Annotated in this window: 25 protein-coding genes and 1 pseudogene; 10 read left to right on the top strand and 16 right to left on the bottom strand. The window is 67.8% G+C overall.

The annotated features are described in order from the left end of the window. Positions 1-54 precede the first annotated feature (54 nt). Genes HPA01S_RS10805 through HPA01S_RS10795 form a run of 3 tightly spaced genes read left to right on the top strand, consistent with a single transcriptional unit; the run spans position 55 to position 1,342 of the window. Complete coding sequence (locus HPA01S_RS10805) at positions 55-345, top strand: GNAT family N-acetyltransferase (protein WP_066269766.1); 291 nt, start codon at positions 55-57, stop codon at positions 343-345. Continuing rightward, entirely contained in the window at positions 249-677 is a 429-nt protein-coding gene (locus HPA01S_RS10800; protein WP_370670989.1) for a GNAT family N-acetyltransferase, read from the top strand. Before HPA01S_RS10805 ends, HPA01S_RS10800 begins: the two co-directional genes overlap by 97 nt. Next, positions 677-1,342 (top strand): glutathione S-transferase, encoded by a 666-nt coding sequence (locus HPA01S_RS10795; RefSeq protein ID WP_066269761.1) that lies wholly within the window; start codon positions 677-679, stop codon positions 1,340-1,342. Before HPA01S_RS10800 ends, HPA01S_RS10795 begins: the two co-directional genes overlap by 1 nt. Positions 1,343-1,351: 9 nt before the next feature. Here HPA01S_RS10795 and HPA01S_RS10790 read toward each other — a convergent pair whose 3' ends face one another. Both HPA01S_RS10790 and HPA01S_RS10785 read right to left on the bottom strand, forming a co-directional pair. Then, positions 1,352-2,047 (bottom strand): MarC family protein, encoded by a 696-nt coding sequence (locus HPA01S_RS10790; RefSeq protein ID WP_066269759.1) that lies wholly within the window; start codon positions 2,045-2,047, stop codon positions 1,352-1,354. 63 nt (positions 2,048-2,110) lie between these two features. Then, positions 2,111-3,625, bottom strand: coding sequence for a BCCT family transporter (locus tag HPA01S_RS10785; RefSeq protein ID WP_084360608.1), 1,515 nt, complete (start codon positions 3,623-3,625; stop codon positions 2,111-2,113). 268 nt (positions 3,626-3,893) lie between these two features. Here HPA01S_RS10785 and HPA01S_RS10780 point away from each other — a divergent pair, with 268 nt between their 5' ends. From HPA01S_RS10780 to HPA01S_RS10770, 3 genes are all read left to right on the top strand, one after another. Beyond that, complete coding sequence (locus tag HPA01S_RS10780; RefSeq protein ID WP_066269754.1) at positions 3,894-5,552, top strand: SulP family inorganic anion transporter; 1,659 nt, start codon at positions 3,894-3,896, stop codon at positions 5,550-5,552. A 64-nt stretch (positions 5,553-5,616) separates the two neighbouring features. Next, positions 5,617-6,090, top strand: a complete 474-nt coding sequence (locus HPA01S_RS10775) for an acyl-CoA thioesterase (protein WP_066269752.1) — start codon at positions 5,617-5,619, stop codon at positions 6,088-6,090. Positions 6,091-6,195: 105 nt separating this feature from the next. Continuing rightward, positions 6,196-6,702 (top strand): MarR family winged helix-turn-helix transcriptional regulator, encoded by a 507-nt coding sequence (locus tag HPA01S_RS10770; RefSeq protein WP_066269750.1) that lies wholly within the window; start codon positions 6,196-6,198, stop codon positions 6,700-6,702. Positions 6,703-6,778: 76 nt separating this feature from the next. Here HPA01S_RS10770 and HPA01S_RS10765 read toward each other — a convergent pair. Beyond that, positions 6,779-8,506, bottom strand: a pseudogene (locus tag HPA01S_RS10765) (tannase/feruloyl esterase family alpha/beta hydrolase). Between the two features lie 168 nt (positions 8,507-8,674). Next, a complete protein-coding gene (locus HPA01S_RS10760; RefSeq protein ID WP_169801518.1) occupies positions 8,675-8,938 on the bottom strand; it encodes a hypothetical protein in 264 nt (87 codons plus the stop codon). Between HPA01S_RS10760 and HPA01S_RS10755 the strand changes: the two genes are divergently transcribed. Continuing rightward, positions 8,925-9,149: an acyl-CoA thioesterase gene (locus tag HPA01S_RS10755; protein WP_066269746.1), complete on the top strand. Its 225-nt coding sequence runs from the start codon at positions 8,925-8,927 to the stop codon at positions 9,147-9,149. The two genes, HPA01S_RS10760 and HPA01S_RS10755, sit on opposite strands and share 14 nt — an antisense overlap. Before the next feature lie 18 nt (positions 9,150-9,167). Here the strand turns inward: HPA01S_RS10755 and HPA01S_RS10750 are convergent, their stop codons facing one another. From HPA01S_RS10750 to HPA01S_RS10725, 6 genes are all read right to left on the bottom strand, one after another. Beyond that, positions 9,168-9,395, bottom strand: a complete 228-nt coding sequence (locus HPA01S_RS10750) for a formate dehydrogenase subunit delta (RefSeq protein ID WP_066269744.1) — start codon at positions 9,393-9,395, stop codon at positions 9,168-9,170. Positions 9,396-9,400: 5 nt separating this feature from the next. Further along, on the bottom strand, positions 9,401-10,222 hold the full coding sequence (gene fdhD / locus HPA01S_RS10745) for a formate dehydrogenase accessory sulfurtransferase FdhD (protein ID WP_066269741.1): 822 nt from the start codon (positions 10,220-10,222) through the stop codon (positions 9,401-9,403). After that, positions 10,219-13,116, bottom strand: coding sequence for a formate dehydrogenase subunit alpha (fdhF, locus tag HPA01S_RS10740; protein WP_066269740.1), 2,898 nt, complete (start codon positions 13,114-13,116; stop codon positions 10,219-10,221). Before fdhF ends, fdhD begins: the two co-directional genes overlap by 4 nt. Positions 13,117-13,163: 47 nt before the next feature. Further along, a complete protein-coding gene (locus HPA01S_RS10735; RefSeq protein ID WP_066269738.1) occupies positions 13,164-14,726 on the bottom strand; it encodes a formate dehydrogenase beta subunit in 1,563 nt (520 codons plus the stop codon). Then, a complete protein-coding gene (locus tag HPA01S_RS10730) occupies positions 14,723-15,205 on the bottom strand; it encodes a formate dehydrogenase subunit gamma (protein ID WP_066269736.1) in 483 nt (160 codons plus the stop codon). Before HPA01S_RS10730 ends, HPA01S_RS10735 begins: the two co-directional genes overlap by 4 nt. Before the next feature lie 109 nt (positions 15,206-15,314). Further along, entirely contained in the window at positions 15,315-16,982 is a 1,668-nt protein-coding gene (locus HPA01S_RS10725) for an OFA family MFS transporter (RefSeq protein ID WP_066269734.1), read from the bottom strand. 142 nt (positions 16,983-17,124) lie between these two features. Here HPA01S_RS10725 and HPA01S_RS10720 point away from each other — a divergent pair, with 142 nt between their 5' ends. The 3 genes from HPA01S_RS10720 to HPA01S_RS10710 all read left to right on the top strand — a co-directional run bounded on the left by HPA01S_RS10720 (position 17,125) and on the right by HPA01S_RS10710 (position 19,212). After that, on the top strand, positions 17,125-18,240 hold the full coding sequence (locus tag HPA01S_RS10720) for a substrate-binding domain-containing protein (protein WP_066269732.1): 1,116 nt from the start codon (positions 17,125-17,127) through the stop codon (positions 18,238-18,240). Positions 18,241-18,448: 208 nt separating this feature from the next. Continuing rightward, positions 18,449-18,796, top strand: a complete 348-nt coding sequence (locus HPA01S_RS10715; protein WP_066269729.1) for a DUF1428 domain-containing protein — start codon at positions 18,449-18,451, stop codon at positions 18,794-18,796. A 26-nt stretch (positions 18,797-18,822) separates the two neighbouring features. After that, complete coding sequence (locus HPA01S_RS10710; protein WP_066269728.1) at positions 18,823-19,212, top strand: VOC family protein; 390 nt, start codon at positions 18,823-18,825, stop codon at positions 19,210-19,212. Here the strand turns inward: HPA01S_RS10710 and HPA01S_RS10705 are convergent. From HPA01S_RS10705 to HPA01S_RS10680, 6 genes are all read right to left on the bottom strand, one after another. Then, entirely contained in the window at positions 19,181-19,663 is a 483-nt protein-coding gene (locus tag HPA01S_RS10705) for a hypothetical protein (protein WP_066269727.1), read from the bottom strand. The two genes, HPA01S_RS10710 and HPA01S_RS10705, sit on opposite strands and share 32 nt — an antisense overlap. Continuing rightward, positions 19,660-20,985 (bottom strand): hemolysin family protein, encoded by a 1,326-nt coding sequence (locus HPA01S_RS10700; protein WP_066269726.1) that lies wholly within the window; start codon positions 20,983-20,985, stop codon positions 19,660-19,662. Before HPA01S_RS10700 ends, HPA01S_RS10705 begins: the two co-directional genes overlap by 4 nt. A 99-nt stretch (positions 20,986-21,084) precedes the next feature. After that, the gene (locus tag HPA01S_RS10695; RefSeq protein WP_066269725.1) at positions 21,085-21,780 is read right to left on the bottom strand and encodes a Bax inhibitor-1 family protein; all 696 of its coding nucleotides are present in this window, start codon (positions 21,778-21,780) and stop codon (positions 21,085-21,087) included. A 181-nt stretch (positions 21,781-21,961) separates the two neighbouring features. Next, positions 21,962-22,300 carry a hypothetical protein gene (locus tag HPA01S_RS10690; protein ID WP_066269724.1) on the bottom strand — a complete coding sequence of 113 codons (339 nt, stop codon included), beginning with the start codon at positions 22,298-22,300 and terminating at the stop codon, positions 21,962-21,964. 115 nt (positions 22,301-22,415) lie between these two features. Continuing rightward, a complete protein-coding gene (locus tag HPA01S_RS10685; RefSeq protein WP_169801519.1) occupies positions 22,416-23,636 on the bottom strand; it encodes a S8 family serine peptidase in 1,221 nt (406 codons plus the stop codon). Between the two features lie 81 nt (positions 23,637-23,717). Continuing rightward, the gene (locus HPA01S_RS10680; RefSeq protein WP_066269720.1) at positions 23,718-24,947 is read right to left on the bottom strand and encodes a Bcr/CflA family efflux MFS transporter; all 1,230 of its coding nucleotides are present in this window, start codon (positions 24,945-24,947) and stop codon (positions 23,718-23,720) included. Between the last annotated feature and the right edge of the window lie 9 nt (positions 24,948-24,956).

The following is a 24,956-nucleotide window of genomic DNA, read 5'->3' as shown; positions in this document are numbered from 1 at the left end:
CCGAGGTGGTAGCCTGACGCGGTCGGCACAAGCCACCACCGGAGCCTTCACGCCATGAACCCGACCACCATCGAACACCAGGAAAGCGGCGCGCGCGGCGCCTTCCAGATCTTCCGCGATGGCAAACGCCTCGGCGAGATGACCTACAGCCGCACCAACCCCACGCTGGTGGTGGTTGACCACACCTTTGTGGACCCGAGCCTGCGCGGCCAAGGCATCGCGCAGCACCTGCAGGACGCGCTGGTGGCCTGGGCGCGCGAGAGTGGCAACAAGGTGGTGCCGGTCTGCTCCTATGTGAAGCTGCAGTTCCAGCGCGACGCATCCATCCGCGACGTGCTGGCCTGAGCCCGCCCCTTTTCCATCCCCACCCGAGACCCGAAGCCATGGCACAACACACCATCCAGCACCAGGAACAGGACGCCACCGGCGCCTTCTTTGTCCAGCAAGGCAGCCAGCGCATCGCGGAGATGACCTACAGCCGCACCAACCCCACGCTGATCATCATCGACCACACCCACGTCGACGAGAGCCTGAAGGGCCAGGGCGTGGGCCGGCAGCTGCTCGACGCACTGGTGGCCTGGGTGCGTTCGACCAACACGAAGGTGATCGCCTTGTGCCCGTTCGCGAAAGCCCAGTTCGACAAGGACCCGTCGATCCGCGACGTGCTGCGGGGCTGATGGCGCCACCCGCGCTGCCGCTGCTCTACAGCTACCGGCGCTGCCCGTATGCCATGCGGGCGCGCATGGCGCTGCTGGTGGCGGGCGTGGCGTTCGACGCGCACGAGATCAGCCTGCGCGACAAGCCCGCCGCGATGCTGGCGCTCTCGCCCAAGGGCACGGTGCCGGTGCTGGTGTTGCCGGATGGCTCGGTGCTGGAGCAAAGCCTGGACATCATGCGCTGGGCCCTGTCGGCGCAAGACCCTGAGGGTGGGTGGCCACGCTCGCAAACCGACGACAACCTCGCGCTGCTGGCGCTGTGCGACGGCCCCTTCAAGCACCACCTGGACCGCACCAAGTACCCCGAACGCTTCGAGGGCAGCGCCCCCGCCCTGCACCGTGCCCAGGCGGTGGACACCTTGCTGCGGCCGCTCGATATCCGTCTTCAAGCCGCAGCCCAGCTCGGCGGCAACACGCCCTGCGCCACGGACCTCGCGGTCTTTCCCTTCGTGCGCCAGTTCGCGGCGCTCGACCCCGCCTGGTTCGCGGCCCAGCCCCTGCCGGCGGTGCAGGCCTGGCTGGCCGGGTGGCTGGCGCACCCGTTGTTCCACACGGCCATGGCGAAGCTGCACACGGGCGAAGTGCAGCGTTTTCCGGCCACCGAAACCGCCCTCACCGGGCGGTAGCGGCCGGCCCTACCCCGCCGCCGGCACCACCACCAGCAGGCCGCGCAGCAATTCGCTCACACCGTCCCAGACGATCTGCACACCCAGGCAGAGCAGGATGAAGGCCGAGAGCCGCAGGAAGATGATGGCGCCCGCCTCGCCCAGCGGACGCAGCAGGTGCTCGGCGTAGCGGAACGCCAGGTACAGCAGCAGGCCCAACGCCCCCAGCGCGAGCACACCACCGCCAATGGCAGCCAAGGCCAGGCTCACGCGGTCGTGGCTCAGTGACACCCCCACGGTGATGGCTGCGGCAATCGAGCCCGGCCCGCAACTGATGGGAAAGGTCAGTGGGTAGAAGGCCTGGCGGCGCGCCATCTCGGGTGTGAAGGCATCGGCCAGCTCGGCCCGGCTGTCGGTGGTGGACTGCGTGGCCGTGAGCAGTCGCCACGCCGTTGCCGCCAGGATCAGGCCGCCCCCCACGCGCACGATGGGCAACGAGATGCCAAAGAAGGCCAGCACGTGCGACCCCACCACCATGCTGCCCAACATCAGCGCGAACATGTTGCGCGCGATCTTGCGCGCCAGCATGGCCCGTGTGCGCGGCGACGCACCCTCGGTCAGGCCGAGAAAGATCGGCGCGGTGGCCGCGGGATTGAGGATGGGCAGCAGCGCGGCAAACGCAAACAGGAAGCCTTTACCGAACACGCCCAGCAATTCAAAACTCATAAACAAGTCAACAGGAACGAGATCTTTTTCAGGGAGGCCATGTCAACGGCACAGGGAGGGGCTTCATTTCAACACTTCGCGCATGCGGCGGCGCAGTGCGCGCTCGCGCCGCTGCTCTTCTTCCCAGTCGTCGCGCACGCCGCGCCAGAGCGCGATGGCCATCAGCACGATGACCACCGCAAACGGCAGCGCGAACACGATGGTGGCGGTCTGCACCGCCTTCAGGCCACCGGCCAGCAGCAGGCTGATGGCAATGCCCGAGATCAGCACGCCCCACGCGATCTTCACACGCGCGCTCGGGTCGCCGCTGCCGCCGGTGCTCATGGTGCCCAGCACCAGCGTGGCCGAATCGCCCGAGGTGACGAAGAACAGCATCACCAGGATGGTGGCCACGCCCGACATCAGCATGCCCAGCGGCAGCTGGTTGAGCATCACGAACAGCGCCGTGGAGACGTCGGCCTGCACCGCTTCGGCGATGGGCACGCCCTGCATGATCTGCATCGTCAGCGCCGTGCCGCCGAACACCGAGAACCAGACGAAGGCCGCCAGGCTGGGTGCAAGCACGGTGCCGAGCACGAACTCGCGCACCGTGCGGCCGCGCGAGACGCGCGCGATGAACAGGCCCACGAACGGCGCCCAGCTGACCCACCAGGCCCAGTAGAAGATGGTCCAGCCGCCGACCCAGGTGCTGTCGCGGAACGGCGTCATGCGCAGGCTCATGCGCACGAACTCGCTGGCGTAGCTGCCCAGGGTGGAGGTGAGGGTGTCGATGATGGCCACGGTGGGGCCGAGCACGAAGACGGCCAGCGCGAGCAGCCCGGCCAGCACCACATTGATGTTGGACAACCACTTGATGCCACGCGTGACGCCGCTCACCGCCGAGCCCAGGAACAGGATGGTGGTGATCACGATGATGCTGACCTGCGAGACTTTGCCGATGGGCAAGCCCAGCAGCGTGTGCAGGCCGCTGTTGATCTGCAGCGCGCCCATGCCCAGCGAGGCGGCCACGCCGAACGCGGTGGCGATCACCGCCAGCACATTGACCAGCGGGCCGAGCCGGTTGATCGGCCCCCAGGGCAAGGCCTCCACCGCGGTGCTGACCAGCGCGGCGCCGCCCCTGCGGAACTGGAAGAAGGCGATGGTCAGCGCCACGATGCTGTACACCGCCCAGGGGTGCAGGCCCCAGTGGAAGAAGCTGTAGCGCATGGCCGCGTTGGCGGCTTCGGGCGTGAGCGGGGGCACGCCGGGCGGTGGTGCGCCGTAGTGCGAGAGCGGTTCGGCCACGCCCCAGAACACCAGGCCGATGCCCATGCCGGCGGCAAACAGCATGGAGAACCAGGTGGCGATGGAGAACTCGGGCTCGTCGTCTTCGGAGCCGAGCTTGAGGTCACCATAACGGCTGAAGGCCAGCACCAGGGCCAGGATGACCAGGCCCAGCACCACCCAGAGGTAGAACCAGCCAAAGTCGCGCGTGATGAAGGCCAGCGCGCTGTCGAACACCGACGACAGCGACGCGGGTGCGATCACGCCCCACAGGACGATGGCCAGGATCAATCCGGCCGAGAAGATGAGTTGCATGCAGGACTCTCTGAAAGTGGCCGCAGCGGCCAAGGGCACATGGCACCCGAATCCACCCGGTACGGGCAGTGTGTGAAAAGGACTGTCAGCGAGAGCCTGCCGGGTGCGCGTGGAGACCTCGCGCAACCCCTCCCCCCCCGAGGAGCAGGGCCACATTGTGCCTTGAGCGCGGCGCGCGCGCAGGTCCAATGCGCTCACCCGCCCGGGGCCCAACCCCGTGCCCCACGCGCCGCCGGGTGCGCTGCGGCGCGCCCGGTACGATCAGGGCATGTCCCGCCTGCACCGTCTGTTTCCGTTCCTGCGTTGGCCGCGGCCCGACGTGGGCCTGCTGCGGGGCGAAGCCCTGGCGGGCCTCACCGTCGGCCTGATGGTGGTGCCGCAAGGCGTGGCCTATGCCGCGCTGGCCGGCATGCCGCTGATCACCGGCATCTATGCCTCCCTGCTGCCGGCCCTGGTGGCGGTGCTGTTCAGCGCCTCGCCGCGCCTCTCGGTCGGCCCGACCGCGCTCACCTGCCTGCTGGTGAGCGCCTCGCTCAGCGGCCTGGCCGAGCCCGGCACCGAACGCTGGGTGATGCTGGCGGTGTGGCTGGCCCTGCTCTCGGGCCTGCTGCAGATCGTGCTCGGTTTTGCGCGCTTCGGCTGGTTGCTCAACCTAGTGAACTCGCCCGTGCTGATGGCCTTCACCCAGGCCGCGGCGGTGCTCATCATCGCCTCTCAGTTGCCCGCCCTGCTCGGCTTCTCCAGCCTGGAGACCCTGCTCACCCAGCCCTTCGTGCACTGGCCTTCGCTGGCCTTCGGCGTCGGCAGCTTTGCACTGCTGGTGCTGGCGCGGCGCTGGCGGCCGGGTTTCCCGACCGTGCTCAGCGTGGTGGTGGCCAGCGCCGCCATCAGCTACGCGGTGGACTTCAAGGGCCTGGGCGGTGCGGTCATCGGCGCCCTGCCCCAGGGCCTGCCGGCCGCCTACTGGCCCCACTGGCCGGGCTGGTCCACGCTGGGCCAGCTGGTGGTGCCGACCCTGGTCATCACGCTGGTGAGTTTTCTGGAGACCGCGTCCAGCGCCAAGGTGGACAACGGGCAACGCGGCCAGCGCTGGGACCAGGACCAGGACCTGATCGGCCAGGGCCTGGCCAAGCTGGCCTCGGGCCTGAGCGGCGCCATGCCCACCAGCTCGTCCTTCTCGCGTTCGGCGCTCAACCTGTATGCCGGCGCGCGCACCGGCTGGGCCACGGTGGTCTCGGTGGGCGTGGTGCTGCTCACGCTGCTGCTGTTCCTGCCGCTGCTGCGCCATGTGCCGCTGGCGGTGCTCGCGGCCATCGTGCTGGTGGCGGTGATGGGCCTGATCAAGCCACGCGCCTTCCTCCAGCTGTGGAAGATCTCGCGCGTCGAGGCCGCCATCGCGGCCATCACCTTCGCCGTCACCGTGCTGGCCGCGCCGCGCCTGTACTGGGGCGTGCTGGCCGGCGTGCTGATGGCGCTGTCGCACTTCCTCTACCTGCGGCTGCACCCGCGCATCATCGAAGTCGGCCTGCACCCCGACGGCAGCCTGCGCGACCGCCACCTGTGGCAGTTGCCGCCGCTGGCGCCCGACCTGTACGCGCTGCGCATGGACGCGGCGCTGGACTTCGCCACCGCCAACGGCTTCGAGCGCGCGGTGTCCGAACACGTCACCACCCACCCCGGCATCCGCCACGTGATGTGGATCGCGCACCCGATCAACTGGATCGACGCCACCGGCGCCGAGGCCTTCGGCCGCCTGCGCGCGCAACTGGACGAACAGGGCATCACGCTGCACCTGGTCGGCATCAAGCTGCCGGTGGAGGCGGTGCTGCGGCAAGCCGGGCAGCTGAACGACAGCCCGCGCCTGCAGCTCTACCGCACCGAGGCCGATGCCTTGCGCGCGGCCAACGCGCTCGCCGGGCCGGCCTGAAAAGGTGCACACTGCGGGCGCTCTTCTCCCCACGACACATCTCACCCCACCCACACCACACACGATGGAACTGCCCAGACACCAACTCAGCATGACGGTGCTGATGACCCCGGACACCGCCAACTTCTCCGGCAAGGTGCATGGCGGCAGCGTGCTCAAGCTGCTCGACCAGGTGGCCTTCGCCTGCGCCAGCCGGTACGCCTCGTCTTACGTGGTCACGCTCAGCGTGGACCAGGTGATGTTCCGCCAGCCCATCCACGTGGGCGAGCTGCTCACCTTCCTGGCCGCCGTCAACCACACCGGCACCTCGTCGATGGAAGTCGGCATCAAGGTGATCGCGGAAAACATCCGTACCCAGGAGCAGCGCCACGTCAACAGCTGCTTCTTCACCATGATCTCGGTGGACGACAGCGGCAAGCCGCAGGCGGTGCCGCCGCTGGAGCCGGGCACGCCCGACGAACACCGCCGCCAGGCCGCGGCCGCCCTGCGCAAGAGCATGCGCCAGGAGATGGAGCAGCGTTACGCGGCGATCCGCTGAGCGCCTCGCAGACAGCCCCGCCCCCCGCGCATGCGCAGGGGGAGCCATGCTGGATGGGCCATTACCATGGAGGGCCCTTTCCCCGTGAAGCCCGGACCCAGCCCCATGCGCAAGAGCCCCTCACTCGACCGAACACCCGCCGGCAGCATGTTGGAGTCTCAGCTCAAGACCGTGCTGGGTTATCAGCTGGCCCAGGCGGCGGTGGTGACCAACGCCATCTTCGACGAGACCATCCGCAAGCCCCACGAGATGCGCACGCTGGAATACACGGTGCTGGCATTGGTCTGCGAGAACCCGGGCGTGAGCCCGCTGCGGCTCGCATCCGCACTGGCCGTGACCGCGCCCTCCATCACCAACATGGTGGACCGCCTGGTGGCGCGCGAACTCGTGACGCGTGAGAAAAGCAGCAAGGATGGCCGCCAGCAGTACCTGCATGCAACCCGTGCGGGGCACAAGCTCAAGACCCGCAGCACCGACGCCGTGACCGCCAGCGAGCGCGAGAGCATCGACACCCTGACACCGGGTGAATACGCGCTGCTGCTGGAACTGCTGCACAAGCTGGCCGGTGCCCGCAAACCCGGCAAACGTGGCTCCACCAGTCTGCCCGACTGATGCCCCACAACAGAACAGAAGGGCCGCGCGGCATGGCATGCCGGGCGGCCCTTTTCATGTCAACCGTACGCAGCGGTCATCGGCGGCAACTGAAGTTCTCGGCGCGTTCGGAGTCACCGCTACCGTTGTAGCGAGCCACCGATGGGTAAGGGCAGAGGGGGCGGGTGCGGTCAGGTGCCCAGTCTGGCGGCACAGCAAGGTTCACACCACCTGCGTTGCCCGCACCGCGCGCGGTGGCGACGATACGGTCCGGCGCCTTGCCATTCTCAACCCAGTCCACCAGCGAGGCCAGTGCGTCGTATTGTTCGGTGGCAGGGCCGCCGCTGCTGTGGTTCATGCCGGGCACGATGAAGAAGCGAGCGAATGCATCGGCCTTGCCCGCGTTTTCCTTCATCAATTCGTCGTACCAGTTCCTGGTGTCGTCGATGGAGAAGACACCATCGGACGCGCCCTGCACCACGATCATCTTGGCGCCGCGGTCACGCAGCGTGTTGAGCTTGGTCGGGTTGGGCGGCGTCATGAATGACATCGCGTTCTCGGTGTAGGTAGCGTCGGTGAGCAACAGCTTGGGGAAGTCCGTGTCAAAGTTGTAGTTGAACGCGAAGTTGCGCGAGTTGGCGAGGCTCGAAGCAATGCCCGGGTCCGGCGGCACCTGGAAGATGATGCCGACCGCCACCGGGTCGCGTGCGTTGCCCACGGACGAAGTGAACTTCCAGCTGGCCCAGCCCGGGGTGGCCAGGCCGGGGTCGTAAGGCTGGGTGGCGTAGAGCGCCCTGCCGTCGGAGTTGACCGGGCCACGGTACATCTTGCCCACCGCGTCCTTCTGGTCTGCTGTAAGGCAGGTGCCGTCACGTGCGCCGGTGCAGGTGGGTACGTGCAGATCGAGGTCAAACGTGGTGCGGCAGGCTTCCAGATCCTGCACCAGTCCGTCAACCACGCCGTCCAGCGCGTCGCAGCGGGCCAAGATGGCGTTTGCCACCATCGTGCGCTCGGGCAGGGTGAAGCCGGTCTCCAGGTTGGTCTCATCGGTCGCCACGCGCCGGAACTGCTGCGCCGAATAGAGCTGGGCAGCCGCTGCCAGTGGCAGGTTGAAGCCGGGCGAGTTGGCCAGCACGCCGTCGTACTGGTCTGCGAAGCGCGCCGCCGCCACCATGGCGTGGCGCCCACCATTGGAGCTGCCTCCAATGTAGGAACGGTCCGGCCCCTTGCCATAGGCTTGATTGATCAAGGCCTTGGCCATGGGTGTGAGCTTTTGCACCGCACCGTAGCCGTAGTCGACGCGCGCGATCGGGTCCACGCCGAACAGCGGGTTCTACGCAGCGCTGTGGCCGGCGTCCGAACTGATGACCGCAAAACCCTTGTGCAGCGCGTTGCTCCGCGGGCCTCCGCTGCCGGCGGAGCCGTCGGCTGTTCGGAGGAGGCCATCGGTGCCGCCGTTGCCCTGGTAAAAATAGCGGCCGTTCCAGTTCAGCGGCAGGCGCATCTCGAAGCCGATGGCATAGGTCTGTCCATCCACGGTGCTCACGCGCTCGTGCATCTTGCCGGTGACGAGGCAGTGGGCAGCGATGTCGTTGCCCCCCACGCGCAGCGTGCCGGCGACCACTTCGCTGGCCGCATCGATGACCGTGTTGGCATAGGCAAAAGCACTCAGCGCCGTGCAGGTACCACTCAGGCTGGTACCGACCGCCGGCGTGAGTTGCGGCAGGGCAGTTGCACCACGGTCCGGATCACCACCGCCACCGCCGCAAGCCACCACCAGCGCGACCGCAGACAAGCCCACAGCCGTACTCGAAACAAACCTCATTTCCGCATCCTTCTATTGACCAAATACTTAGTTTAATTAAATATATTCGAATATAAGGCTAGGAAATACCCTGAGCATCAGGTGTCAAGTTTTCCGGAATTTACATGTAGGAAATCGGAAAATGAGCGCTCAGACACACCGCGACCCCTAGCGCTCATCCTCCCCGATCTACTTCAGGAAACAAATCATGGAGCGCCAGGCGACGTGATCGGAGCTTCTCGGATTCTTCCTTGATCGGTGCAGCCTGGCCATTGACACCTGCTGCGCCACCTCCAGGCCGCAGCGGCTTTTCAGCAGCCATGAGGATTCGCAGTAACGCGGCAGGAAGTCGATCAGCCACGTCATCTGTGTGGCGTCGTGTTCGCTCACGCCGTCCAGCACCACCATGCCATCGCTGTCACCCACCGGCACCTCGTCGATGGAAGTCGGCATCAAGGTGATCGCGGAAAACACCCGCACCCAGGAGCAGCGCCACGTGAACAGCGGCTTCTTCACCATGATCTCGGTGGACGACAGCGGCAAACCGCAGGCCGTGCCACCGCTGGAGCCAGGCACGCCCGACGAACACCGCCGCCAGGCCGCGGCCGCCCTGCGCAAGAGCATGCGCCAGGAAATGGAGCAGCGCTACGCGGCGATCTGCTGATCGCCGCGGCCGCCTTGCTCAGGCCAGCTGGTCGCGGTGCACCTGGATGGCTTCGGCCACGATGGGCAGCAGGCCTGCGCCATCGGGCTGTGCGTCGGTCTGCTCCAGCAGCAGGCGGCGCATGCGCGGCGTCCAGAACTTGCGGATGTGGCTGCTGATGCCCTCCAGCGCCTCGGCGCGGTCGGGGTAGGAATCGAAAAACTGGCCAATGCGGTTGGCCATGCGAATCAGGTTCTGGATATCCATGGGGCTCAGGGCAGTCCGAATCGTTGCGGGTAGGTGTAGGCGACGAAGTCCTTGCCGCGCACGAAGCCGGCAAGGGCGAGGCCGCTGCGCTCGGCCAGCGACACTGCCAGCGCGGTGGGCGCCGACACGGCGGCCAGCAGGCCCGCGCCGGCCGCCAGGGTCTTCTGCACCATCTCGAAGCTGGCGCGGCTGGTCACGCAGACCCAGCCTTGCGTGGTGTCGATGCGCTCACGCGCCATCGCGCCAATGAGTTTGTCCAGCGCGTTGTGCCGGCCGATGTCCTCGCGCACCAGCGCGATGCTGCCGTCCGGCGCACACCAGGCGGCGGCGTGCGAGGCGCCCGTGAGCTGCTGCACGGCCTGCCATTGGCGCAGGGACTGCAGCGCCTGCCCCACCACCTCGGCCGCCACGTGGGTCTCGGGTGCGCGCGCCAGCGTGCGCTGCACCTGGTCCAGGCTCTCCGTGCCGCACAGGCCGCAACCCGTGCGCCCGGCCATGGTGCGCCGCCGCTGCTTGAGGCGCCATTCGCAGGCGGCGGCCACCTCCAGGTGCAGCTCGATGCCGCGCTCGCTGGTCTGGATGTCGATGCCGTAGAGCTCGCCCGGATCCTGCAGCAGGCCTTCGGAGAGGGAGAAACCGAGCGCGAAGTCCTCCAGGTGATCGGGGCTGGCCAGCATCACGGCATGCGAAATGCCGTTGAACACCAGCGCCACCGGGACTTCCTCGGCGAGCCAGTCCGGGTGGGTCTGCCACTGACCGGCGCGCCAGGCACTGACCTGAGCAACATGCACACCTGCTGGCATGAGGGCCTCGTCGAAGGGTTTCATTTGCCCACCACCACGGCCTCGGGCTGGCTCGCCTGCTTGAGCAGGTCCAGCTGCGTGCGGTTGAAGTCGGCGTAGTCACGTTGCCACTCGGACGGCTGGGCGACCTGCACCACGTTCACCGCCGTCACCTTGTACTCGGGGCAGTTGGTGGCCCAGTCGGAGCTGTCGGTGGTGATCACGTTGGCGCCCGACTCGGGGAAGTGGAAGGTGGTGTAGACCACGCCCGGCTGCATGCGCTCGCTCACCTCGGCCCGCAGCACCGTCTGGCCGGCGCGGCTGGTGACGCCGACCCAGTCGCCGGTCTTGATGCCCCGGTCCTGCGCGTCGTGCGGGTGGATCTCCAGCCGGTCTTCGTCGTGCCACTGGTTGTTGGGGGTGCGGCGTGTCTGCGCGCCCACGTTGTACTGGCTCAGGATGCGGCCCGTGGTCAGCAGCAGCGGGAAGCGGCGCGTGACCTTCTCGTCGGTCGGCACGTACTGGGTGTTGAAGAACTTGCCCTTGCCGCGCACGAAGCGCTCCTTGTGCATGATCGCGGTGCCGGCTTCGTCGGTGCCTTCGTTGCAGGGCCATTGCACGCTGCCCAGGCGCTCGATCTTCTCGTAGCTCACGCCCTGGAAGGTCGGGGTGAGCGAGGCCACCTCCTGCATGATCTGCTCGGGGTGCGTGTAGTGCATGGGATAACCCAGCGCGTTGCTGAGCTTCATCGTCACTTCCCAGTCGGCCAGGCCGGCCAGCGGCGGCATCACCTGGCGCACGCGGCTGATGCGGCGCTCGGCGTTGGTGAAGGTGCCGTCCTTCTCCAGGAACGAACTGCCGGGCAGCAGCACGTGGGCGTACTTGGCGGTCTCGTTGAGGAAGATGTCCTGCACCACGATGCACTCCATGGCGGAGAGCGCCGCGGCCACGTGCTGGGTGTTGGGGTCGGACTGCACGATGTCCTCGCCCTGGCAGTACAGGCCGAGGAAGCTGCCGTCCAGCGCGGACTCGAACATGTTGGGAATGCGCAGGCCCGGCTCGGGGCTGAGCGTCACGCCCCAGGCGGCCTCGAACTGGCTGCGCACCGTGGTGTCCGAGATGTGGCGGTAACCCGGCAGCTCGTGCGGGAAGCTGCCCATGTCGCAGCTGCCCTGCACGTTGTTCTGGCCGCGCAGCGGGTTGATGCCGACGCCCTCGCGCCCGACCATGCCGCAGGCCATGGCCAGGTTGGCGATGCCGATCACCATGGTCGAGCCCTGCGCGTGTTCGGTCACGCCCAGGCCGTAGTAGATGGCCGAGTTCGGGCCCTGTGCGAACAGCCGTGCGGCGGCGCGGACCTCTTCGGCCGGCACGCCGGTGACGGCCTCGAAGGCCTCGGGCGAGTTCTCCGGGCGGCTCACGAAGGTGCGCCATTCCTCGAAGCTGCGCGTGTCGCAGCGCTCGGCCACATAGGCTTCGTTGACCAGGCCTTCGGTGGCCACCACGTGCGCCAGCGCGGTGATGATGGCCACGTTGGTGCCCGGGCGCAGGGCCAGGTGGTGTTGTGCGCGGATGTGGGTGGAGTCCACCAGGTCGATGCGGCGCGGGTCGATCACGACCAGGCGCGCACCTTCGCGCAGGCGCCTCTTCATGCGCGAGGCGAACACCGGGTGCGCGTCGCTCGGGTTGGCGCCGATGACCACGATCACGTCGGCTTTCTCGACCGACTTGAAAGTCTGCGTGCCCGCCGAGGTGCCCAGGGTCTGGCCCATGCCGTAGCCGGTGGGCGAGTGGCACACGCGCGCGCAGGTGTCCACGTTGTTGGTGTTGAAGGCGGCGCGGATCAGCTTCTGCACCAGGTAAACCTCTTCGTTGGTGCAACGCGACGAGGTGATGCCACCCACGGCGTCCTTGCCGTGTTTGGCCTGGATGCGCTTGAACTCGGAGGCGGCGTGGTTGATGGCCTCGTCCCAGCTCACTTCGCGCCAAGGGTCGGTGATCTTGGCGCGGATCATCGGCTTGGTGATGCGGTCCGGGTGGGTTGCGTAGCCCCAGGCAAAACGCCCCTTCACGCACGAGTGCCCTTCGTTGGCCTTGCCATCCTTCCAGGGCACCATGCGCACCACGGTGTTGCCCTTCATCTCGGCCTTGAAGCCACAGCCCACGCCACAGTAGGCGCAGGTGGTGATCACGCTGTGCTCGGGCTGGCCGAGTTCGATCACCGTCTTCTCCTGCAGCGTGGCGGTCGGGCAGGCCTGCACGCAGGCGCCGCAGGAGACGCATTCGCTCTCCATGAAGGGCTGGTCCTGGCCGGGCGAGACGCGGCTCTCGAAACCGCGGCCCGAAATGGTGAGTGCGAAGGTGCCCTGCGTTTCCTCGCAGGCGCGCACGCAGCGGCTGCACACGATGCACTTGCTCGCGTCGTAGGTGAAGTACGGGTTGGACTCGTCCTTGGCACTGTCGGTGTGGTGGGCGCCGGCCACGCCGTCGACCACCTTGCCGCCCACGCCGTAACGCACGTTGCGCAGGCCGGTCACGCCCGCCATGTCCTGCAGCTCGCAGTCGCCGTTGGCGCTGCAGGTGAGGCAGTCGAGCGGGTGGTCGCTGATGTAGAGCTCCATCACGCCCTTGCGCAGGTCTTGCAGCTCGGAGGTCTGCGTGCGCACCACCATGCCCGGTTCGGCCGGCGTGGTGCACGAGGCCGGGAAGCCCTTGCGGCCCTCGATCTGCACCAGACACAGGCGGCACGAGCCGAAGGGTTCCAGGCTGTCGGTGGCACAGAGCTTGGGTACGTGGATGCCGGCGTCCACCGCCGCGCGCATGAGCGAGGTGCCCTTGGGCACGCTGACGGGAAAGCCGTCAATGGTCAGTTCCACCGTCTCTTCGGATTCGCGGCGCGGCGTGCCGTGGTCGATCTCGGTTCTGAGGTGCTGCAGCATGGTCGTGGTCCTTGTCTCTTTTGTCGGTGCGTGTCGGTGCGAACGTCTCAGGCGGCCTGCCGGTCCACCTCGGCCAGACCGAAGTCCTGCGGGTAGTGGTCGAGCGCCGAGAGCACGGGGAACGGGGTCATGCCCCCCATGGCGCAGAGGCTGCCCTGCACCATGGTCTTGCACAGATCGCGCAGCAGGTGCACCTGCTGCACACGGTCACCCTGGCTGCCGGTGATGCGGTCGATCACTTCAACGCCGCGCGTGGAACCGATGCGGCAGGGTGTGCACTTGCCACACGATTCGAGCGCACAGAACTCCATCGCGTAACGCGCGAGCTTGGCCATGTCGGCGGTGTCGTCGTGCACCACGATGCCGCCGTGGCCGACCACCGCACCCATGGCCGCATAGGCTTCGTAGTCGAGCGGCACGTCCCATTGTGATTCGGGCACGTAGGTGCCGAGCGGCCCACCGACCTGCACCGCCTTGATCGGCCGGCCGCTGCGGCTGCCGCCGCCAAAGTCGTACAGCAGTTCGCGCAGCGTGAGGCCAAAGGCCTTTTCCACCAGGCCACCCTGGGCGATGTTGCCGGCCAGCTGGAACGGCAACGTGCCGTGGGAGCGGCCAACGCCGTGGTCGCGGTAGAAGGCAGCGCCCCGCGCGAGGATCAGCGGCACGCAGGCAAGGCTGATCACGTTGTTGATGACGGTGGGCTGGCCGAACAGGCCTTCGAGCGCCGGCAGCGGAGGCTTGGCACGCACGATGCCCCGCTTGCCTTCGATGCTCTCCAGCATCGCGGTTTCTTCGCCGCAGACGTAGGCGCCGGCGGCCTTGCGCACGTCGAGGTGGAAGCTGCGTTCACCGCCACCGATGCGTTCACCGAGCCAGCCGGCGGCGGTGGCGCGGGCGATGGCCTCGCGCATCACGGCCACCGCGTGCGGGTACTCGGAACGGATGTAGACCACACCCTGCGTGGCGCCCACCGCGAGGCCGGCAATCGCCATGCCTTCGATCAGCATGTAGGGGTCGCCTTCCAGCGTCATGCGGTCGGAGAAGGTGCCCGAGTCGCCTTCGTCGGCGTTGCAGACCACATACTTCTGCGCCGCTTCGGCGCCGAGCACGGTGCGCCATTTGATGCCGGTCGGAAACGCCGCGCCGCCGCGCCCGCGCAGGCCGGAGTCGAGCACCGCCTGCACGATGGCCGCACCATCGAGTTCGATCGCGCGCTTCAGCCCGGCCCAGCCCTCGTGGGCTTCGTAGTCGCTGAGCGACAGCGGGTCGGTGATGCCCATGCGGCGGAAGGTCAGGCGTTCCTGCCTGGCGAGGTAGGGAATCTGGTCGGTCAGGCCCAGGCGCAGCGGGTGCGCGCCGCCCTGCAGCAGGCCCGCGTCGAGCAGGGCCGGCACGTCTTCCGGCATCACCGGGCCGTAGGCGATGCGCCCTTCGGGCGTCGCCACTTCCACCAGCGGCTCAAGCCAGAACAGGCCACGCGAACCGTTGCGCACCAGGTTCAGCGCAACGCCGTTTTTTGCACAGCTGGCTTCGATGGCGGCGGCCACTTCGTCCGCGCCCACGGCCAGGGCGGCCGAGTCGCGGGGAACATACACGGTCACGGCGTTCATGCACCCACCTCCATGCCCGCGCACAGGGTTTGCAGGCGCTCGGGCGTGACGCGGCCGTGCATGCGGTCGTTGATCTGGATGGCCGGCGACGACGCGCACAGGCCGAGGCAATACACCGGCTCCAGCGTGACCGCTCCATCGGCGCGGGTCTCGTGGCTTTTCACACCCAGCAGCCGTTCGGCCTGGGCATGCAATTCATCGGCACCGCAGGCCTGGCAGGCCTCGGCGCGGCAGACCTGCACCACCGTGCGGCCCGGGGGGGTGCTGCGGAAATGGTGGTAGTAGGACAGCACCCCATGCACCTCGGCACGCGAGAGGTTGAAGGCTTTTGCGATCACCGGCACGGCGTCGGCCGGCACGCTGCCCAGCGCGTCCTGCACCGCGTGCAGCAGCGGCAGCAGGCCGCCGGCTTCTTGGCGGTGCTCGGCCGCGAGGGCACGCACGCGGTCCAGCGGGGTGAGGATGGGGATGGTTTTCATGGGCTCGTCTTTTTACTTCTGCGGTCTGTCTCGGCTGTCGGAATAAGGGGGCCGAAAAGGGGGGCCGGATGTGTGCGCCATCCGGTCCCCCTGTGCCCACCGTGGGCGGCTAGGCGAAGAACTTCGTCACGCTCAGCAGCGTGCGGTACACACCCCACGCCAGTGGAATGCCCACCGCGGCCCAGGCCAGCCAGACCATGACCGGGCTGGTGCGGTCGGCGCCGCCGCTGCCCTGGCCCACGTCGGAGGCCGCTGCACGGTCGTGTGCCAGGCGTTTTTCTTCGGCCAGCTCGGAAGCCGTCATGAAGTACTTGGCGTTGACCGGACGCACCAGCAGGTTGCAGATCAGGCCCAACACCAGCATGCCGACCAGGATGTACATGGTCTGGTTGTAGACCTGCTCGCGCGGGATGCCCAGGCCGAGCTGGTAGTCGCGCATGTAGTTCACCACCACCGGGCCGAGAATGCCGGCCGTGGCCCAGGCCGTCAGCAGGCGGCCGTGGATGGCGCCCACCATCTGCGTGCCGAACAGGTCGGCCAGGTAGGCCGGCACGGTGGCGAAACCACCGCCGTACATGCTCAGGATGACGCAGAAGGCGGCCACGAACAGCAGCATGCTGCCGGCGGCGGACGATGCCGGAATGCTGGCGTAGAGCACACCGCCGAGCACGAAGAACACCACGTAGGTGAGCTTGCGGCCGAGTTTGTCGGACAGGCTGGCCCAGACGAAACGGCCACCGATGTTGAACAGGCTCAGCAGCGCGGTGAAGCCCGCGGCCACACCGGCAATGGCGGTGAGTTGTGCGGCGGTGAGGTCGCCGTACTTGGCGTCAACACCGATCAGGCTGCCACCGAACACCTCCTGCAGCATCGGGCTGGCCATGCCGATCACGCCGATGCCGGCCGACACGTTCATGCACAGCACCATCCACACCAGCCAGAACTGCGGAATGCCCCAGACCTTTTTCACGTGCACGTGGCCTTGCGTGATCATGGCGTTGCTGGCCTGTGCGGCAGGTGGCGTCCAGCCAGCGGGCTTCCAGCCCGAAGGTGGCACGCGGTAACCGAGCGCACCGGCCATCATGAAGACGAAATAACCGATGGCCATGATGACGAAGGTCTCCACCACGCCGACGCTGGTCGGGGTGGAGAAGATCTTCATGAGTTCGGCCGCCAGGGGCGAACCGATCATGGCGCCACCGCCGAAGCCCATGATGGCCATGCCGGTCGCCATGCCGCGGCGGTCCGGGAACCACTTGATCAGCGTGGACACCGGCGAGATGTAGCCCAGGCCGAGCCCGATGCCCCCGATCACCCCCGAGCCCACCCACAACATCCACAACTGGTGGGTGTAGACGCCGAGTGCGGAGATCAGCAGACCACCGCACCAGCAGACCGCCGAGACCACGCCGGCCTTGCGCGGGCCGGCGCGTTCAAGCCAGCCGCCCCAGAGCGCGGCGGAAGACCCGAGCAAGACGAAGAACAGGGTGTACATCCAGCCCAGGCTGGAGATGCGCCAGTCGCAGGTGGTGGTGAACAGCTCGGCCCACAGGCTCATGTCCTTCGCGCAGGCCTGTGCGGCGCCCATGCCGACCGCTTTGGACAGCGGCAGCCAGAACACCGAGAAGCCATAGGCCATGCCGATGCACAGGTGGATGGCGAGTGCCGCCGGCGGCACCAGCCAGCGGTTGAAGCCTGGGCCGGCAATGATCCGCTCTTTTGATAGGAAGCCGGGTTCGGCTGGAACTTGGTCCAGCACGCCTGCGTGTGATGTCATCTGGTCTCCTCGGTTGGAAATTCAACTCTTTTGATCATCCATTTCAATGGATGGGGAATAATCGGCGGCCGCAACAAATTTCGCAATATGAGCGCGAAGGCCAGTCCTATATGCGCCGCACCTCACGAAGGGTTTACCCGCTATGAACCGGATTTCCATACGGCCGGTCTGGACGATCCAGAGCACGGAAAAAGACACGCTGTCGCCCCGACTGATCGAATTGCTGACCCACGTTTCGCGCGGCGGCAGTTTGCTGGTGGCCTGCCAGACCATGGGCATGTCCTATCGGCACGGCTGGGATTTGATCCGCAGCGGCGAATCGCATTTCAATACCACGCTGCTGCACATGGAGCGGGGCAAGGGGTCGACCCTGTCGCCCCTGGCCGAACGCCTGGTGTGGGCGGACCACCGCATTCACGCCCGCCTGCAGCCCATCCTGGATTCGCTCGCCTCCGAACTGCAGACCGAGATCTCGCGCATCGCGCAAAGCGGCAACGAGATGTTCAGGATCCATGCGAGTTACGGCTTTTCGATCGAAAAGCTGATCGAACAGCTGATGGAGACCGGCCAGCCCATCGAGCGCCGCTACTGCACCAGCATTGCGGCCGCGGCCGCCCTGTACGAAGGCACGTGCGACGTCTGCGGCATTCACATTCCTCAGGGATCGCAACAAGAGCGTGCACTAGCTCACTACCAGCAATGGTTGTCCGGTGACGACCTGATGCTGATCGACATCGCCACCCGCCGCCAGGGCCTGATGGTCACGCCGGGCAACCCGCGCAAGATCTACGAACTGCGCGACCTGGTGCGTTCCGATGTGCGCTTCATCAACCGCCCGGCCGACTCGGGTACCCGCTTCCTGCTCAAGGGTTTGCTTGAAGAACAGGGCATCGCCGAGTCCTCGATCGCCGGCTACGAACAAAGCGAGGCCACCCACGCCTCCGTCGCCGCCTACGTCGCCAGCGGCCTGGCCGATGCCGGATTTGGATTGGAGCGGCCGGCCCGCTATTTCCAATTGGAATTCATCCCAATGGTCAATGAGCGGTATTTCCTGGTGTGCCGATCAGACACCATCGCGCATCCGGTCATGCAACAAATATTGGCCACTTTGAATGACGACAATTTCAAATCCATGGTCAATGCATTACCCGGATACGATTCCCGGCATTCGGGGACCGTCACGCCATTGAAATCGGCATTTCAGATGGAATTGCGGAATTCAGACAGCCAACAATACCGTCGGACCGGCACCTTCTGAATTGCATTCGCGGTCCGAATGAATTCAACCCGAACGCCTCGGGGTTCGGAAATACGGGAAAAGGCCCTGGCCGGCAGGCGCGCTGGCAGACGGGCATAAAAGCGCACACAAACCCTTGAGATCTGTCGATCTGGCGGGCCCCCGCCCGTCGTAACTGTGGGCGCGGCAACCCGGCCGCGCCCACACTGCCCCTTTCAAGGAGACCGACATGCACTACATCGACGGATTCGTGGCCGCCGTGCCCACCCACAAACGGCAGGAATACCTTGAACACGCCCGCCAGGCCGACACACTACTCAAGGAATGCGGCGCGCTCGGCGCGGTGGAATGCTGGGGCGACGACGTGCCAGACGGCAAGCTCACCTCGTTCCCCCTGGCGGTGCAGCGCAAGCCCGACGAGACGGTGGTGCTGTCCTGGATCACCTGGCCTTCGCGCGCGGTGCGCGACGCCGGCATGAAGAAGTTCATGGCCGACCCGCGCACGCAGAACATGCAGATGCCGTTCGACGGCAAACGCATGATCTACGGCGGCTTCGAGGTCATATACACGCTCTGAGCAGCCCGGGTTGCGAAGGTGCTGCCATGGCGATCGAACTCGACCACACCATCGTGCCCACGCGCGACAAGCTGGCCTCGGCCGCGCTGCTCGCCGACCTGCTGGGCGTGCCCTGGGCGCCCGGCGGGCCCGGGCCGTTTGCGCCGGTCTATGTGAACGACGGCCTCACGCTGGACTTCATCGACACCGAGGAAGACTTCCCCGTCTACCACTTCTGCTTTCGCGTCAGCGAGGCCGAGTTCGACGCCATCCTCGCGCGCCTGGTGATGCGCGGCATTCCCTACCGCAGCGACGTGCGCGGGCCGGTGAACCAGCAGATCAACACCGCCTACGGTGGCCGCATGCTGTACTGGAACGTGCCCGACGGCCATCAGTGGGAGATGCTCACAGTGAGCTACGCGCGCCGCCCTCGCTGACCAGGTTGTCGGCGGCGTCGGGCCCGCAGTGGCGCGGCAGGAAGTCGACCAGCCACTTCATCTGCGTGGCGTCGTGTTCGCTCACGCCGTCGAGCACCACCATGCCCTCGCTGTCGCCCACCGGCGCCACCCGCACCGTGTAACTGCGCGGATTGTCCACACGCTCGATCACCGTGGCCGAGCGCCGCAGCGCCACCCGCACCGGCTCGCGGTCGCGCAGGAAACGTTTGGCCTGCGCCTGCAGCACACAGCCGGGCAGCAGTTCGTAATGCCAGTGGTGCGTGAGGTGGCGCTGGTGGCCAAGGTGGTGCATGGCCCCCAGCGCCTTGTCCAGCTTCATCTGGTGGCTCAGGATCAGCGGGCCGTCGCCGCTGGGGTATCCGTCGGCGCAGGCCGCCAGCAGCATGGCCAGCCCCAGCAGCGTTGCGGCGCCCTTCCAGCGCCGCCTCATGGCGCCACGGCGGTCACCGGCGCGTCGGCATCCGCCGCCTGCGGCTCGCGCGTGGCCATCACCTTGTCGATGGTGCGGCCGTCCATGTCCACGATCTCCAGCCGCCAGCCTTCCCAGCTCACGGTGTCGGCCACGCGTGGCATGCGCCCGGTGAGCAGCATCATCATGCCGCTGAGCGTGTGGTATCGGCCGCGCTCTTCGTCGGGCACGCTGTCCAGGCCCAGGCGGTCCTTCAGTTCGGGCACCGGGATGTGGCCGTCGAGCAGCCAGCTGCCGTCCTCGCGCAACACCGCCCACGAGGTGTCGGGGTCGCGCAGGCTGAACTCGCCGGTGATGGCTTCGATCAGGTCCTGCAGCGTCACGATGCCCTGCACCTCGCCGTACTCGTCGATCACGAACGCCATGTGCACATCGGACAGGCGGAAGTTGTCGAGCAGTTCCATGCCGGTGATGGTCTCGGGCACATACAGCGGCGCCTGCAGCGGCTGGGCGTCGAGTTCGCGCACCGCACCGCGCAGCGCCTGCGACAGCCACTGGCGCGCGTTGACCACGCCAACCACATTGCTCAGGCTGCCACGCACCACCGGAAAGCGCGCGTGGTCGGACGCGTCCACGCGCGCCATGTTGACCTCGAAAGACAGGTCGAGGTCGAGCACCACCACGTCGCTGCGCGGCACCATCAGCGAACCGATCTGGCGGTCGTCGAGCCGGAACACGTTGCGCACCATGGTGTGCTCGTGCGACTCGATCACGCCCGCGGTCGTGCCCTCGGCCAGCATGGCGTGGATCTCTTCCTCGGTCACCGCGCTGGCGCCGTTTTCCTTGATGCCCAGCAGCTTCATCAGCCCGCGCGTGGACACCGAGAGCAGCAGCACGAAGGGCTTGGTGGCGCTCGCCAGCCAGTTGATCGGCCGCGCCACCAGGCGCGCCAGCGTCTCGGGGTGCGACTGGCCGAGCCGCTTGGGCACCAGCTCGCCGACCACGATGGAGAAGTAGGTGATGAGCACCACCACCAGGCCGGTGGCGGCGTAACCGCTGTAGGGCGCGGGCACGCCCAGGCCATCGAGCCACAGCGCCAGCGGCGCGGCCAGCGCGGCCTCACCGACGATGCCGTTGAGCACGCCGATGGAGGTGATGCCGATCTGGATGGTGGAGAGAAAACGGGTCGGGTCTTCGCCGAGCTTGACGGCGGCGGCGGCAGCGCCGTCCCCTTCGTCAACGAGTTTCTGCAGACGGGCCCTGCGGGCGGTGACCAGCGCGATCTCTGACATGGCGAAGACGCCGTTGAGCAGGATCAGCGCGAACAGTAAGGCAATTTCCATGGTGGTGGGAGACCCGCGCGGTGGCGGGTGTCAAAGGAGAAACGGGTGGGATCGGTGACGGCAAAGCCCCGGGGGCGCCCGGTGGCTTTGCCAGGGGGTTCACTCGTCGCGCCCGCCCGCCAGGCCCAGCAGCGCCAGCAGGCTCTGGAACACGTTGAACAGGCTGAGGTACACGCCCAGGGTGGCGGTGATGTAGTTGGTTTCTTCGCCGTCGCGCACGCGCTTGAGGTCGTACAGGATGAAGGCCGAGAAGATGCCGATGGCCAGCACCGAGAGGGTGATCATCAGCGCGCCGGACTGGATGAACACGTTGGCGATGCCGGCCACGATCAGCATGATCACGCCGATGAACAGGAACTTGCCCATGTTGCCCAGGTCGCGCTTGATCACGGTGGACAGCGTGGCCATGCCGAAGAAGATCAGGCCGGTGCCGGTGAAGGCCGTCATGATCAGGCCGGCGCCGTTGGCCAGGCCGAGCACCGTGCCGATCAGGCGCGAGAGCATCAGGCCCATGAAGAAGGTGAAGGCCAGCAGCACCGGCACGCCGGCGGACGAGTTCTTGGTCTTCTCGATGGCGAACATGAAGGCGAACGCGCCACCCAGGAACACCGCGATGCCGAGGAAGCCGGTGAGCGGCGCGGTGATGCCGGTGGCCACGCCGACCCAGGCGCCGAGCACGGTGGGAATCATGGACAGCGCGAGCAGCCAGTAGGTGTTGCGCAGCACGCGGTTGCGCTGGACGGCAACGGCCTGGCCGGCCGTGGCGGGGGAAGACAGATCAAGGTGCGGGTTCATGGTGGAGGTCCTGAAAAAGAACAGAGGAGAAAAAAGAAGCGGAACCAGGGTGTGCGGCCGGCGGCGCCCCATCGGGCGGGCCGCCTGCCACGGCGTGGCAAGAGAGCAGAAAAAAAGAGAGGGAGGGTCGGTCGACCCGGCGGCCACCGTCAGCGGTGGCCGGCCCGCGAAGCAGGCAGGGTCAGGCGAAGGCGGGCAGGCCGCGGGGCGGGCGCTGCAGGCCGTCGAGCACGGGCGGCGTGAGGTCTTTCGCCAGCGGGGGCGGTGGGGTGCGCCAGTGCGCGCTGCGGCCGGACATGGCCAGGGGCACGTCCAGGCACTCGGGCAGATCTGGCAGGTCGGGTTGGCCGTCGATCAGGCCGTGGTCGGCCGACGGGTTGCCAGCCAGCAGTTGGCCTGCGGCTTTGGCCAGCGGGGTGCTGGCGGTGGTGCTGCGGGAAGCGTCATCAGCCTGGGTCTGCACGGCCTGCGCCAGCGCGCTGTGCGGCAGGTGCTCGGCGGGCGGTTGGCCGAATGCCATGGCACCCACACTCAGGAAAAAGTGCAGGGCAAAAACGGCAACTAGCCAACGGTGCATGGTGGGGGCAGTATAGCGGCGGCCCTTTTCACGCCTGGCGAAACCGCTGCGCCACGCCTCAGTGGCAGGCCGGCGGCGCCTGCACCAGGCCCCAGCCGTACAGCGGGTCGTGGCCGGGCGCGCCCAGGTCTTTGGCCGAGCCCTGCAAGGCTGCCTGCACGTCCGCGCGCGCCACCGTGCCGCGCTCGCGCAGCATCGCCACCACGGCGGTGACGAAAGGCGCCGCGAACGAGGTGCCGGTCTGCGGCGCACCGCCGTCGCGCGTGGGCACGTGCACCGCCACGCCGGGCGCGGCCAGTGCAATGTGTTCGCCGCGGTTGGCGCGCGGGTAGAGCTGCAGGTGCTCGTCCACCGCCGTCACCGCGATCACGCCGGGATAGGCCGCGGGGTAGGCCGGCGCGGCGTGCGGCCCCTCGTTGCCGGCCGCGGCCACCAGCAGCACGCGCTGGCCCAGGGTGCGCGCCACCGCCTGCCGCAGCAGTGCGTTGGGCGGGCCGGCGAGGCTGATGTTGATGACTTGCACGCGCTGCGTGATCAACCAGTCCAGCCCCTCGGCCACGCGCACCGCCGAGGCCAGCGAGGCACCCGCGGCACCGGGCGAGAACACGTCGGCCGCGTACAACCGGCTGTGCGGCAGCAGGCCGGGCGTGGCGTGGCGGCGGCCGGCCAGCAGCGCGGCGACCGCGCTGCCGTGCGCCGGGTCCGAGGCCAGCTCGGCACCGTTGAGGCGGCGCATGTAGAGGCTGTTGGGGGCCACGCCCGAGAGCTCGGCGTCCACCGCGGTATCGATCATGCCGATGCGGGTGTGCAGGCGGCAGCGCCCGGCCGTGACATCGGGCCAGCCGATGGCGCGCTGCGCCGCGCAGCCCGGGCCTTCGCAGGCCTGGGCCTGGGCCTGGGCCTGGCTCGGGCGGTAGGTGTGGTTGCGCTCGAAGGCATCGGGTGCCACGCGTGCGTTGAGTTGTTCCAGCGCCTGCGCCTCGGTGGTGCCGGCCGGTACGCGCAGGCGGTGGTAACGCAGCGACAGCGCACCCAGGTAACGGGTTTCGATCACGCCGTAGCCCAGGCGCGCGGCCTGCGCCACCTGGCCACGCTTGAGGTTGATGCCCAGCACCTCGCCCGCCACCGGGCGCGTGGGCGGCAGTTGCGGCACCACCAGCGGCCGGGGCGGCTCGGCGCCGGCGCCCTGGTCGGCGTCGGCGGCGCGGGCCAGCGTGAGCCCGCCGGGCAGGAAGGTGAGCGCGGTCAGCAGGCACAGGGTGCGAAGGCAGGAAGGCATGGTCAGAAACATCCGGTTCGGGTCACAGGCTCGGCATCACAACGCGCCACAGTGGCGATTGTTCCTTGTGCCGGCGTCAGTTCAAGTGCGGCGCGCCTGGCCGCGTTGCAGGCCGGCCATGGCCAGCGCGGCGCTGGCGGAAAGGCCGAACATCACCCAGCCGAGGTTGAGCGCGCCCTGGTGCGGCACCAGGCCGACCGCAAAACCACCCACCGCGCCCATCAGCTGCTGCATCAGGCCGGCCACCGCCGCGGCCGAACCCGCCAGCGCCGGCAGCAGGCCGACGGTGCCGATCAGGGTCGGCGGCACCAGCAGCCCGTGGCCGATGCCCAGCAGCATCAGCGGCAGCGCCAGTGCCAGCGGCGTGTGCACGCCGGCCAGGGCCAGCACGATGGTGAGCGCGATGCCGCACAGCGCCGTGCCCTGCCCCAGGCGCATCACGCTGCGCTCGCCGATGCGCTGCACCAGATGGGTGGTGAGGTAGTTGCCGACGATGTAGGACAGCGGCACGGCCATGATGTAGTAACCGATGCCGGCCGGTCCGACGCCATAGCTGCCGAGCACGATGGGCGCGCCGGCAAGGAAGGCGTAGAAGGTGGCGGTGGTGAAGGAGATCACCGCCACGTACAGCAGGAAACCGGGTTCGCGCGCCAGCCGTGCGTAGGCGCGGCCCATCTCGCGCAGCCAGTGCGCCTGCGGCGCCTGGCCGGCCGCGATACGCGCCGGCTGGTCGGGCAGGCCGCGCCAGGCGGCGGCAAACAGCAGCGCCGCCATCAACGCCATCACCACGAAGTTGGCCTGCCAGCCCAGGCGCACGTGCAGCTGACCACCGAGGATGGTGGCCAGCGGCGGGCACACGCCCATGGCCATGCCGATGTAGGCCATGACGCGCGTGCGCTCGGGGCCGACGAACAGGTCCTGCACCATCGCCCGGACCACCACCGCACCGGCGGCACAGCCCGCGCCCTGCAGCGCACGCGCCGCGCTCAACGTGCCGATGTCGGGCGCCAGCGCGGCCAGCGCCGAGCCGAGCCCACCCAGGACCAGGCCGAACAGCAGGATCTTCTTGCGCCCCAGCCGGTCCGACAGCGGGCCGTACAGCAGCTGCACCACGCCGTAGGCCACCACATAGGCACTGAAGGTGAGCTGCACCGCGGCCTGGCTGGTGCCGAACAGTGCGCCCCACTCCTGCATGGACGGAATGCAGATGGTCATGGCCAGCAGGCCGAAGGCGAGCTGGGCAACCAGGTTGATGATCAGCGCGCCCTGCGAGGTGCGGGCAGGCGGTGGAGGTGGGGCTATGGCGCGCATGCAGACGGG

Origin of the sequence: Hydrogenophaga palleronii NBRC 102513 (assembly GCF_001571225.1) — a bacterium.
GTDB lineage: Bacteria > Pseudomonadota > Gammaproteobacteria > Burkholderiales > Burkholderiaceae_C > Hydrogenophaga > Hydrogenophaga palleronii.
Note: the sequence above shows the minus strand (reverse complement) of the source record. Positions and strands in the feature narration are given on the sequence as shown.